Genomic DNA, 12402 nt, shown 5'->3' with positions numbered 1-12402 from the left:
TGTGGCCGACTGCAAACGACGGTCGACACGTCCGCGTGCTCTAATCGGGTGTGCTCAGATCTCGTCCTGACCAACGCACGCAAACACCCACGGTACCGATCCCCTGGCGGCCCGGCCGCCGATGAAGTTCGTCATCGCCGTCCATGGCACCAGGGGCGACGTCGAGCCCTGCGCCGCAGTCGCCCTGGAACTCTCGCGGCGCGGGCACGAGGTGCGCGTCGCGGTCCCGCCCAACCTCGTCGGGTTCGTCGCCTCGGCCGGTTTGCCCAACGCGGTCGCGTACGGCGTGGACTCGCAAAAACAGTTGGAAGCAGACATCTTTCGCGACTGGTGGAAGCTGCAGAACCCGGCGACGGTGCTCCGCAAGGCGCGGGACTACGTCACCGAGGGCTGGGCCGAGATGAGTGCGACGCTGACGTCGCTCGCGCAGGACGCCGACCTGATCCTCACCGGCACGACCTATCAGGAGGTCGCGGCCAACGTCGCCGAAGCGCGCGACATACCGCTGGCGGCCCTGCACTACTTCCCCTGCCGGATGAACGGCAAGGTGTTGCCGGTGCGCATTCCTGGGCCGGTGCTGCGCACCGGTTGGTCGGCCGTCGAGTGGGGCCACTGGCGGGTGATGAAGGCCGCCGAGGACGCTCAGCGACGCGCCTTGAATTTGCCCCAGGCAAAGGTCCGGGCCATCCGCCGCATCGTCGAGGGCGGGGCGCTGGAGATCCAGGCCTACGATGACGTGTTCTTTCCCGGCCTGGCCGAGGAATGGCAGGGCCTGCGCCCACTGGTCGGCTCCATCTCCCTGGAACTGCCCACCGCCGCCGACGACGAGCTCGCCCGGTGGATGGCCGACGGCACCCCACCCATCTACTTCGGCTTCGGCAGCATGCCCGTCGAATCGCCGCGCAGCGCCATCGAGATGATCTCGGCGGTGTGTGCCGACCTCGGCGAGCGCGCCGTCATCAGCACGGGGGTGTGGGACGTCGCCGACCTCCCCCACCAGGACCACGTCACGCTGGTCGGCGCGGTGAACCACTCGACGGTCTTCCCCGCCTGTCGGGCCGTGGTCCACCACGGCGGCGCGGGCACCGTCGCCGCGAGCGTCCGCGCCGGGGTGCCGACCGTCGTCCTGTGGGTCTCGGCCGACCAGCCCGTCTGGGCGGCTCAGATCAACCGCATGGGAGTTGGCGTGGCGCAACGCTTCTCACGCACGTCGGCGCGCTCGCTGAAGAAGGCGCTGAGCACCGCCCTCAGCCCGGAGTGCCGCGAGCGCGCCCGTCTCGCGGCCGCGCGGATGACTCCGCCGGCCACGAGCGCGTCGACGGTCGCCGATCTGCTGCAGGAGACGGCCAGGAAGGGCCGGGTGCCGGTCGCCGGCTAGACGATGGCGCCCTTGAGGCCGAAGTCGGCCAGAGTGCGAACAACCTTGTCCGCCAACCATTCTCGACTATTGCGGGCCCCGACCTCGTAACCGATCACGCCGATTGAGATGGTGCCCCCGACCCGTCCGGCGGCCACCACCAGCTGTCCCCCGGCGCGTTCGAGTGCCTTGCGGGTGACGCCCTGGTCGACGGGTCGGAAGAGCATGAAGTCGGCCTCGGTGCCGTCGGCCCGCGTCATGTCGACGGGAACGTCGCCCAGGTTGGAGCACGACACCGGGAGGTCACCGAAGATGAGGTCGGCCGCCCGGCGGACGGCCGCCTTCGGGACGAACGGCGTGATCGGCAGGAGTGCGTGCTTGTCGTCGGGCCCCGAACGCAGGGTGACCAGCACCTCCCGGACCGCCGTCCGGGCCGCGGTGAGGTCGATCGTGACCGGACCCGGATCCACGGTGGCCGAGGCGATCTTCATGGCGTTGGCGCGACGGTCGTCGTCGCCGCCGCGGTCGCTCATCGCGATCAGCAGGGTCACCGACCCGTCGCTGGGACGCGCCCGGCCGAGGCGCTCCCCCAGCAGCGCCGCGAATCCGGCCAGCAGCGAGTAGCCCGTGCCGCCCAACTCGGCGGCCCTGGTATCCCATTCGCCCACGTCGACGATCGCCGAGACGGCGGGAAGGATCACCGGGGCGTCGGTCGGCTGCACCGCCGCGGGCGGTCGCGACGCACCCGCCGAGGAGATCTGCTTCCTGCCCTGATAGGCGAACTTGGTGGCGGTCAGCAAGGTGCGGCCCAGTTCCGGCAGGTCCCGGACGACCTGCCGGACGTCGGAGGCCAACGCCGCGGACCGGTCCCGCGCACCGGGCGGCTCGTAGCCGAAGTCGCGGCGCTCGCCGTTGACCGCGTCGGTCACCGTCCGCACCGACGCCCCGTGATCCAGCAGGCAGTGCGACGCGACGAGCGTGACGGCCGTCGAGCCGTCGGTCATCGGCAGCACCCCGAGGTGCCAGCCCGGCCCGTGAACCGGATCGATGCGGCGCTGGGAGCGCTCCTCGATCCAGGCGCCGAGCGCGCTCGGCGCCCGTTCGTCGCCGACGTCGAGCTCGCCGGCCGGTCCGGTCGAGGCCACCCAGCGGTGCCGGCCGAACGGCAGCGCGGCCGGTTCGATCAACCGCCCCGCGAATCCGTAGCCGAGGTTCTCGTGGAACCGCCGCAGCCCGGCCATGTCGACCGGGCGGGGGTAGATCCACGCGTACTGGACGAGCTGCGCGCGGCCGGTCGCCCGCAGCGAGAGGAACGTCGCCTGGTCGATGAAGGCCAGCTGGTCCCCGGCTGCGCTCATACGACGACCGCGGTCAGACCGAGCTCGGCGAGTGAGGTGGCCACCCGCTCCCGCAGGCACTCCTTGGTGTTGATGGCCCCCGGCTGATACCCGACGATGGTCATGCTGACCTTGCCGTCCAGCCGTCCGCACACCAGCGTCAGCACGCCCTGGCGCTCCTCGAGCACCCGACGGGTGACGTGCTGGTCCGCTCCGCGCATGATCACCAGCTCGGCCGCGGTGCCGTCGAGCTTGGCCACGTCGACGGGAAGGTCCCCGACGTTCGAGCAGGACGTCGGCTGAGCGGCGAAGCCGAAGGCGAGGTCGGCGGTGCGACGGACGGCGACCTTCGGGATGAACGGCGTCAGGGGAAGCAATTCCATTGCCGGATCGGGCTTTTCGCGCATCACCCGCAGCGCCTCACGAATGGCGGCGCGGGTCTCGGTCTGGTCGGTGGTGACCGTGGTGGGGTCGACCCGGACGTAGGCCAGCTTCACGGCGTTGGCCCTGGCGTCCTCCAGGGTGCGGTCGTTGATGGGCACGATGAGGCTGACGGTGCCGTCCTCGGCCAGCTCGCGGCCCTGGTGCACGGCCAGCCGGGCCGACAGCGCGGCGAGCAGCGAGTGCATGTTGCCGCCGAGCTCGGCGGCGCGACGGTCCCACTCCTCGATCGGGATGATCACCGCGACCGACGGCGGCACCACGGCCTCGTCGAGGTCGGCCCCGGCCGGAAGCGCAGGCGGGGTGGCCTTGGGCGCGCCGGCCGCCGCCTTGCGCTGATCGCGCAGGAACCGACCCGCGGCGACCAGGGTGCGGCCCAGTTCGGGCAGGTCGCGCAATGTCTGACGGGTATCGGCGAGCAAGGCCTGGCGCCGGGTCCGGGACCGGGGCGGTGGGTAGCCGAGGTCGCGGCGCAGCCCCAGGACGCCCTCGTACACGGTCAGCAGCGCGCCACCGCCATCGGCCACGCAGTGCGAGCCCACCAGGCTCACCGCGGTCGATCCGTCGGTCATGTGCAGGACGCTCATGTGCCAGGATGGGCCGAACTCGGGATCGATCGGCTGCTGCGCGCTCTCGTCGATCCAGTCGCTGAGCTCCGAGCGGGGCCGCGGCTCCGGCGCGATGCGCAGAGCCGTCGCCGGCCCCGTGGACGTGACCCAGCGATGCCGTCCGAACGGGAGGATCGACGGCTCGATGAGCCGGCCCGCCATGCCGTAGCCCATGTCCTGGTGGAAGCGCCGTACGCCGTCCATGTCGATCGGATGGTCGTAGACCCACACGATCATCGTCACCGCCGCCTGCCCGGTGGCGCGCAGACCCAGGTAGAGCGCCTGGTCGACGTAGTCCAGTCGGTTGTCCGGTCGACGATCGGTCCGTGGTTCGGTGTCGGTCGACGTCACTGCAGTACAGCCACTCTCATCCCTTGGCCATCGGCAACATGGGCTCACGTTCGCGAATTGCGTTGCGGCGCACGGCCTCTCCGTGCCGCAGGTGACGTGCCGAGGCGCCGGTGCCGTCGGCGACGCTGGCGTAGACCGCCGTCATCGCCGTCAGGTAGCGGTCGATCGACTCGCGCGCGATCGGGTTGTTCGGGAACGCCACGGTGACGGTCGTCTCCCGCTCGCCGCGGTTCACCCAGATGCCGATCTGGTAGGCCGCGCGGGCATCGCTGTAGACCTTGCCGTTCATCCGTTCCCACTCGGCGATGATGCTGGCCGACAGGGGCGGCAGTCCGGCGTCGAGGAAGGACACCATCGGCACGCCGGGCTGCGGCGCACGCAGTCCCATGGACTCGTCGGCCAGTTCGAGAACCCGATCGAAGGGGATGGGCCCCAAGGACATCCGGCCGTCGAACGAGTCCTGGGCTGCCTTGGTGGTCGCGGCGAAGGACTCGGGGTCGACCGTGACCGAGACGGGCACGACGCCGGTGAACCAGCCCGTCGTCTGGAACTCCGCGGGGGTTTGGCGCGTCGTCGTCGGGGTGATGACGTGATAGTCCGTCGACCCCGTCAGAGCGTGCTGTGCCATTGCCGCACAGGCGAATACACCGCCGATGAACCGCGCGCCGGCCGCGTTGCACGCCGCCTCGAACCGGTCGGACTGCGCCTTGTCCATCAGGCGCACCGTGACGAGGTCGCCGGTGACCGACCAGGGCGGGTCGCCCAGCGGCAGGGGGAAGTGCGGCATCGTGCCGTCGTTGCACCGGGCGAAGCGGACCCACTCCTCGACCTCGGGGGTCTGCAGGGTCAGCGAGGACAGGAACTCGTGCTGGCGCAGGCAGTAGTCGTCGTAGCTGCCGGCCGGCGGCAGCGGAATGGGCGACCCACCGCTGGCGAGCGCCGCGTACATCATGTGGATCTCGACGAGGACCAGGCCCATGAACATCGCGTCGGTGTGGACGTGGTCGACGCTGATGTAGAACGTGAAGTGGTCCGAGCGCTGAATGATGCCGAACGAGAAGCAATCCCACTGCAGGGGGTCCGGGGTCGCCAGGATGTGCTCGCGCCACTGCGACGCCGTCATCTCGCCGTGCTTGGTGGGGACGAAGTTGATGTCGCGCGGGTTGGTGACGGTGTGCCGGACGACGGTGCCGTCGTCGGCCATCTCGAACCAGCTGTGGTACGTGTCGTGCCTGCGGAGGTAGGCGTTGATCACATGGCTCATCGCGCGCAGGTCGCACTGGCCGGGCATGTCCCACGCGGGGATGTTCAGCCGCGCCATCTCGGTGCCGCCTGCGACGTGACTGAGGTAGCCGCGCACGTGCTGGGCCTGCTGGTAGCTCGGCGGGACGTCGCTCACGGGAGCGGCGAGGACCTTCTTGGCGCTGGCGGGCGAGGGGTGCCACGACACCACGTCGCCCGACGTGCCGATCCAGTCGTTGATCGCCTTGATCGCAACCATTATTTCTCCCCGGCTCCAGGTACTTCGGTGAGCGACGTCATCGGCGCTGGTCGGACGGTCATGACGAGGCCGCCGGCGTCGTCGAGTCGAGGTCGAGATCGGCAGCGATCAGCTCACTGAGCCGCTCGGCGAGACCGCGCACCGTGGTGACGTCGGTCGAGCCGATCCGCACGCCCGTCTCCGCTTCGAGGCGGGTGCGCAGTTCCAGGGTCCCGAGCGAATCCAGGCCGTACTCCGACAACGGCCGGTCGGCGTCGACCGAACGTCGCAGGATCAGGGCCATCTCCTCGGAGATGAGCCTACGGACCCGGGCCGACCACTCCTCCCGCGGGAGCAGACGCAGCTCGTCGAGGAACTCGCTCGATCCCGGGCGGTCCTGACCCATCGAGGCGAATGCCTCGGCGAACGGGCTGGTCTGCGCGAACGCGGTCAGCCACGCGGCGCCCGCCACGGGCGCGTACCCGCTGTAGGTCCTGGTGTGGCGGACCAGCGTGTCGAAGGCGTAGGCGCCGTCCTCGGGGTCGATGGCCATGCCGTCGTTGTCGGCCATGGCCTGGCCCGCGCCGATCTGCGCCCAGGCACCCCACGCCACCGCCTGGGCGGGCAGGCCCTGGGCCCGCCGCCACCGGCTGAACGAATCCACCCAGCTGTTCGCGGCCGCGTACGCGCCCTGACCCGGTGAGCCGACCATCGCGGCCGCCGAGGAGAACGAGCAGAACCAGTCCAGCGGCGCGGCCGTCGTGGCCTCGTGCAAACGCCACGCGCCCATGGCCTTGGGAGCCCAGTCGCGCTCGACGAGATCGTCGGTGATGTTGCCGAGCGTGGCATCCTCCACCACGGCCGCGGCGTGCAGCACGCCACGCAGCGGCATCCCGGTGGCCGTGGCCGCGCTGACGAGCCGACCCGCCGTGGCCGCCTCGGCGACGTCGCCGAGTTCGACCTCGACCTCGGTGCCGGAGCGACGCAGCCGCTCCACCACGCGCAGCGCGTCCTGGCTCGGCGCGGACCGACCGTTGAGGATGATGCGTCCGCAGCCGGCGGCGGCCATCTTCTCGGCGAGGAAGAGCCCGAGCCCGCCCAGGCCGCCGGTGACGACGTACGCACCGTCGGACCGGAACGCGGGCGCCCGGTCGGCGGGGACGACCGCGGCGAACTGCCCGGTGCGCGGCACGTCGAGCACCAGCTTGCCGGTGTGCTCGGCCGCGCCCATCGCACGAATGGCGTTGGCGCCGTTGGCCAGTGGGTAGTGCGTGGTCTGCGGCTGCGGGAGCACCCCGTCGGCGATCGCCTGGAAGACGTCGTCGAGCACCGACCGCAGCGTGTCCGGCTGGACCAGTGCGAGCAGGGCGAGGTCGACGGCATGGAACGACAGGTTGCGCCGGAAGGTGAACAGCCCGAGCTTGGTGTCGCCGTAGATGTCGCGCTTGCCGATCTCGACGAACCGGCCGCCGAAGGTGAGCAGTTCCAGACCGGCCCGCTGCGCCGCGCCGGGCAGCGAGTTGAGCACGACGTCGACGCCGTAGCCGTCGGTGTCCGCGCGAATCTGGTCGGCGAACTCGACGCTGCGCGAGTCGTAGACGTGCGCGATGCCCATCTCGGTGAGCATCGCGCGCTTGGCGGGCGTGCCCGCGGTCGCGAAGATCTCGGCTCCGGCGGCCTTGGCGATGGCCACCGCGGCCAGACCCACACCGCCGGTGGCCGAGTGGATCAGGACCTTCTCCCCCGCCGCGATCCTGGCCAGGTTGTGCAGCGAGTACCACGCCGTGGCGTGCGCGCTGGGCACGGCCGCCGCGGTGGCGTCGGGCAGTTCCTCGGGGATGCGCACGGCCAGGTTGGCATCGCAGGTGACGAAGGTGCACCAGGCACCCGTCGCCGAGATGCCGGCGACCCGGTCCCCGATCGCGTGGTCGGTGACGCCGGGCCCGACCGCAGTGACGACGCCCGCGAAGTCGGCGCCCAGCTGGGGCAGTCGGCCCTCGAAGGAGGGGTAGCGACCGTAGGCGACGAGCACGTCGGCGAAGTTGAGGTTGGACGCGGACACGGCCACCTCGATCTGGCCCGGGCCGGGCGGGATGCGGTCGTAGGCGACGAGCTCGGCGGACTGCAGGTCACCGGGGGTGCGGATCTGCAGGCGCATGCCCTCGCGCTCGGGGTGCACCACGGTGGTGTGCCGCTCGTCGGCCTGCAGCGGGGTGACGTTGAGGCGCGCGGCGTAGTACTGGCCGTCACGCCATGCCGTCTCGTCCTCCTCGGAGGCCGACAGCAGCTCGGCGCCGACGAGCCTGACGTCGGTCGCGTCGTCCACGTCGATCTGCGTCGGATGCATGCGCGGATGCTCCATGCCGATCACCCGGACCAGGCCGCGCAGCCCACCCTGAGCGAGGTTGGGAACCTCACCGGGCAGTACCGCCTGTGCACCGCGGGTCAGCACGTACAGCCGCGGCGGTTCGCCGGGCACGTCCGGCAGGACCCGCGCGATGCGGACCAGGTGGCGCACGTGGTCGGCACCGTCGCCCACGACGTCGCGGCCGGAGCCGGCCGGATCCTGAATCACGACGACGCCGACGCTCTGCCGGGCCTCGAGCGCCTTGCGGAGTGCCTCGGCGTTCGCGTGGTGGTCGTCCCCGGCGCGCCACGCCAGCGTCGTGACGTCGGCCTCGCCGGCCTTCAGCACGTCGGCGAGTTCGTAGGCGAACATGTCCGACTCGTCGGAGGTGTTGATCAGCAGCCAGTTGCCCGAGCCCACCACGTCGGCGGCAGGCGTCTCGAGGTGGCGCCAGTCGATGGTCAGCAGCCGCTCGTTGAGACGCTTGTCGCGCTGGCCCTGCTCGGAGACGCCGGTGCCCAGGCGCAGGCCGCCGACGGTCAGCAGCGCGGCACCGTGTTCGTCGAGCACGTCGACGTTCACCTCGACCGCGTCCGGGCTGGCGCTCACCAGTTGCACGTAGCAGTAGTGCGCGTTGCGCGTCGACGCGTGCGCGCGCAGCGTCCGCACGCCGAGCGGCAGCATCAGCGTGCCGGTGTGGTCACCGTGGAGGTCGGGATGGGCGCCGACGGCCTGGAAGCAGACGTCCAGCAGCGCGGGGTGGATCCCGTAGGCGCCCTGCTGCGACCGGATCGAACCGGGCAGCGCAACGGTGGCGAACACCGAGCCGCCAGGCCCCTCGGTGGTGTGGGCGCTGGTGAGGCCCGCGAAAGCGGGCCCGTACTGGATGCCCCTGACGTCGTACCAGTCGCGCAGTTCGGCGCCCGGCAGCTCCACCGGATGTGCGGCGAGTAGCGCGTCGACGTCGTAGGACGGGGGTTCTACGACCTCGTCGACGGCGTGCAGCACGGCACCCGCGCGGCGGGTCTCCTGCCCTTCGTCCCTGGTCGTCACCTGGAAGTCGAGGAACCCGTCGGAGGTCAGCGACGCGACCGCGGAGATGGGCGTGTGCTCCTGCAGCAGCAGCAGGTCGTGGAACACGATGTCGCGGGCCTCGGACGCCTCGCCGAGGACGGTCCTGGCGGCGGCCAGCGCCATCTCGCAGTACGCCGTGCCGGGGAGCGCGGCGACGCCGTGCACCTGGTGGTCGGCGAGCCACGGCTGGGCATCGGTGCCGACGTCGGACTGCCAGACGTGGCGTTCGGGATCCTCCGGCAGCCGCACGTGCGCCCCGAGGAGCGGATGCACGGCCACGGTGGCGGCGCCCTGCTCCTGGGATTCGCGATCCAGGATCAGGTGGCGCCGGGTCCAGGTGGGCAGGGGGGCGTCGACCAGGGCCCCGCCGGGCCAGGTGGCGGCGTAGTCGATGGCCGCGCCCGCGCTGTGCAGCGCGGCGAGGAACCCGAGGAGTCCGTGGGGTAGCTCCTGGTCGCGCCGCATGCTGGCCAGCGCCACCATCGTGACGTCCATGCTGCGGGCGTTCTGGTCCACGGCGTAGGTGAGCAGCGGATGCGGCGAGAGCTCGCCGAACACGCGGAAGCCGTCCTCGAGCGCGGCCTGGACGGCGGCCGCGAAGCGCACGGCGTGCCGCAGGTTGTCCGCCCAGTAGTAGGCGTCGAAGTCGGCGGGGTCGCGCGGGTCGTACAGCGTCGCCGAGTAGTACGGCAGCGTCGGCTCCATCGGCGACAGGTCCTCGAGCGCCTCGGTCAGGTCGTCGAGAATGGGGTCGACCTGCGGGGAGTGCGACGCGACGTCGACCGCGACCTCGCGCGCCATCACGCCGCGCGCCTCCCATTCGGCGGCCAGCTGGCGGATGGACTCCTTGGCGCCGCCGACGACGGCGGACTGCGGCGAGGCGACCACCGACAGGACGACGTCGTTGACGCCGCGCGCGGCCAGCTCCGAGAGCACTTGCTGCGCAGGCAGTTCCACCGACGCCATCGCGCCGGAACCGGCGACGGTCGCCATCAGCGTCGAGCGGCGGCAGATGACCTTCACGCCGTCTTCGAGCGAGAGGGCCTCGGCGACCACGGCGGCCGCGACCTCACCCATCGAGTGGCCGATGACCGCACCGGGCACCACGCCGTGCGCCCGCATGGCCGCGGCGAGTGCCACCTGGACGGCGAACACCGTCGGCTGGACGCGGTCGATCCCGGTCACCACCTCCGGGGACGACAGCGCCTCGGTGACCGAGAAGCCGGACTCCGCGGCGATCAGCGGTTCCAGCGTGGCGATCGTCTCGGCGAACACCGGCTCGGAGGCGAGCAGGCCGGCGCCCATGCCCGCCCACTGCGAACCCTGGCCGGAGAACACCCACACCGGGCCGCGCTCACCCTTGTCGACGGCGGCGTCATACGGCAGGTCGCCGTCGGCGACCTCGCGCAGTGCGGTGACGAGCTCGTCGTGGTCGTGGGCCAGCACGACGGTGCGCACCGGGCGGTGGGCACGGCGGCGAGCCAGCGTGTAGGCCAGATCGGCGACGTCGGTCGCGGGGTCGGCGACCTCACCGCGGGCCTCGAGCCAGTCGGCGAGCCGACCCGCGGTGCGCCGCAGTTCGTCGGCCGAGGTGGCCGACAGCGGGAACAGGTGCGGACCGGACGCGGTGTGCCGGGGGGCGTCGGCCGGTTCGACCACTCGGGTGGCCGCACCTGCGGGCGCCTGCTCGAGGACGGCGTGCACGTTGGTGCCCGACAGCCCGTACGACGAGACGGCGGCGCGGCGCGGGTGGTCGCCCTGCACCGGCCACGGCGTCTCCTCCTGCGGCACGAAGAGGTTCGTGTCGATCCGGGTCATTTCCTCCGGCATGGCGCTGAAGTGCAGGTTCTTGGGCACCGAGCCGTGCTGCAACGCCAGGATGGCCTTCATCAGCCCGACCGCGCCGGACGCCGACTGGCCGTGGCCGAAGTTGGTCTTCGCCGAACCCAGTGCGACGGGCCCCGCGGTGCCGTAGACAGCTGCCAGGCTCGCGAACTCGATGGGATCGCCGACCGGCGTCCCGGTGCCGTGGGCCTCCACGAAGCCGACGGTCGCGGGATCGACGCCGCCCGCCGCGAGAGCGGACTGGTAGACGGTCACCTGCGCGTCGCGCGAGGGGGTGGCGATGTTGACGGTGTGGCCGTCCTGGTTGGCGGCCGTGCCGCGGATCACCGCGAGCACGCGGTCTCCGTCGGCGAGCGCGTCGTCGAGACGCTTGAGCAGCAGCACGGCCGACGCCTCACCCGACACGAAGCCGTCGGCGTCGACGTCGAAGGCGTGGCACCTGCCGGTCGGCGACAGCATGCCCTGTGCCGAGCCGGAGGACATCTTCCTGGGCTCGAGCATGATCGAGACGCCACCGGCCAGCGCGAGATCGCTCTCGCCGTCGTGCAGGCTGCGGCAGGCCATGTGGACGGCGAGCAGGCTCGAGGAGCAGGCGGAGTCGACGGTGTAGGCGGGTCCGTGCACGCCGAGGTGGTAGGCGATGCGTCCGGACGCCAGGCTGAAGTTGTTTCCGGTGAAGCCGTAGGGCCCTTCGACCGCGTTGGCGTCCACGGCCACCAGCTGGTAGTCGGCGTGGGTCATGCCCACGAAGACGCCCGTGACCGACGAGGCGATCGTCGCGGGGTCGATGCCCGCGTGTTCGACGGCCTCCCAGGCCGTCTCCAGGAGCAGCCGGTGCTGCGGGTCGATCGACGTCGCCTCGCGCTCGCTGATGTTGAAGAAGTCGGCGTCGAACCCGGCGACGTCGTCGAGGAAGGCGCCCCACTTCGACACCGAACGGCCAGGCACACCCGGCTCGGGGTCGTAGTACTCCTCGGCGTCCCAGCGGTCCAGGGGAACCGTGGTCACGGTGTCGTCACCGCGCAGCAGTGCGGCCCACAGGCCTTCCGGGGAATCGATTCCTCCGGGAAGTCGGCAACCCATGCCGATGACAGCTACTGCCGAGACCCGTGCCTCTGCCACTTGGCTTCATCCTCTCCCATGAACTGTCCAGGATCCGAGCACCTGGTGATGGCAAGATCGTGGACTGCGACGCTGCAGAAATTCCGGATTGCCTTCGTTGCTGCTAATCGGCAGGGGGTCTAGTTGTCCCGAACCCAGCTACCGCTACGAACTTTTAGTACGAAAATATTCGGCAAATCCCCTACCGCCCTTTCCACTTCAAGTTTCGTCGGTCGGGACACTACACCGACAGCTACCTATTCGTCCCATCAACGAGGTTTGCGTGCATACGCTGCAGAAACAGCGAATTCCCCCGCCCCCAGCAAACTGAAAAAGTCGACGTTGACCACCGAGAACCGTTCGCCACAGCTATTTTTAGCAATCGAATGAACATTCTCGCAACTAGCTGTTAGCCGGTCATTCACCAGAGTCTGACGAGCTCCCAGTCCAGCATCGCGGAT

At 70.8% G+C, this 12402-nt stretch carries 5 protein-coding genes; 1 reads left to right on the top strand and 4 read right to left on the bottom strand.

Annotation, left to right across the window (positions count from 1 at the left end):
- Window positions 1-121 precede the first annotated feature (121 nt).
- Window positions 122-1378, top strand: a complete 1257-nt coding sequence (locus G6N60_RS13110; RefSeq protein WP_163737634.1) for a glycosyltransferase — start codon at window positions 122-124, stop codon at window positions 1376-1378.
- Here the strand turns inward: G6N60_RS13110 and G6N60_RS13105 are convergent.
- From G6N60_RS13105 to pks2, 4 genes are read right to left on the bottom strand one after another with little or no spacing between them, the layout of a single operon-like run.
- Window positions 1375-2715, bottom strand: coding sequence for a hypothetical protein (locus tag G6N60_RS13105; protein ID WP_163737630.1), 1341 nt, complete (start codon window positions 2713-2715; stop codon window positions 1375-1377). The two genes, G6N60_RS13110 and G6N60_RS13105, sit on opposite strands and share 4 nt — an antisense overlap.
- Window positions 2712-4094, bottom strand: a complete 1383-nt coding sequence (locus tag G6N60_RS13100; protein WP_163737627.1) for a WS/DGAT/MGAT family O-acyltransferase — start codon at window positions 4092-4094, stop codon at window positions 2712-2714. Before G6N60_RS13100 ends, G6N60_RS13105 begins: the two co-directional genes overlap by 4 nt.
- 16 nt (window positions 4095-4110) lie before the next feature.
- Window positions 4111-5595: a condensation domain-containing protein gene (locus tag G6N60_RS13095; RefSeq protein ID WP_163737624.1), complete on the bottom strand. Its 1485-nt coding sequence runs from the start codon at window positions 5593-5595 to the stop codon at window positions 4111-4113.
- A gap of 58 nt (window positions 5596-5653) precedes the next feature.
- A complete protein-coding gene (gene pks2, locus G6N60_RS13090; RefSeq protein ID WP_163737621.1) occupies window positions 5654-11962 on the bottom strand; it encodes a sulfolipid-1 biosynthesis phthioceranic/hydroxyphthioceranic acid synthase in 6309 nt (2102 codons plus the stop codon).
- Window positions 11963-12402: the final 440 nt, after the last annotated feature.

Source organism: Mycolicibacterium madagascariense (assembly GCF_010729665.1).
In the GTDB taxonomy this organism is placed as follows: Bacteria; Actinomycetota; Actinomycetes; order Mycobacteriales; family Mycobacteriaceae; genus Mycobacterium; species Mycobacterium madagascariense.
This window is presented reverse-complemented; position numbering and strand designations above follow the sequence as displayed.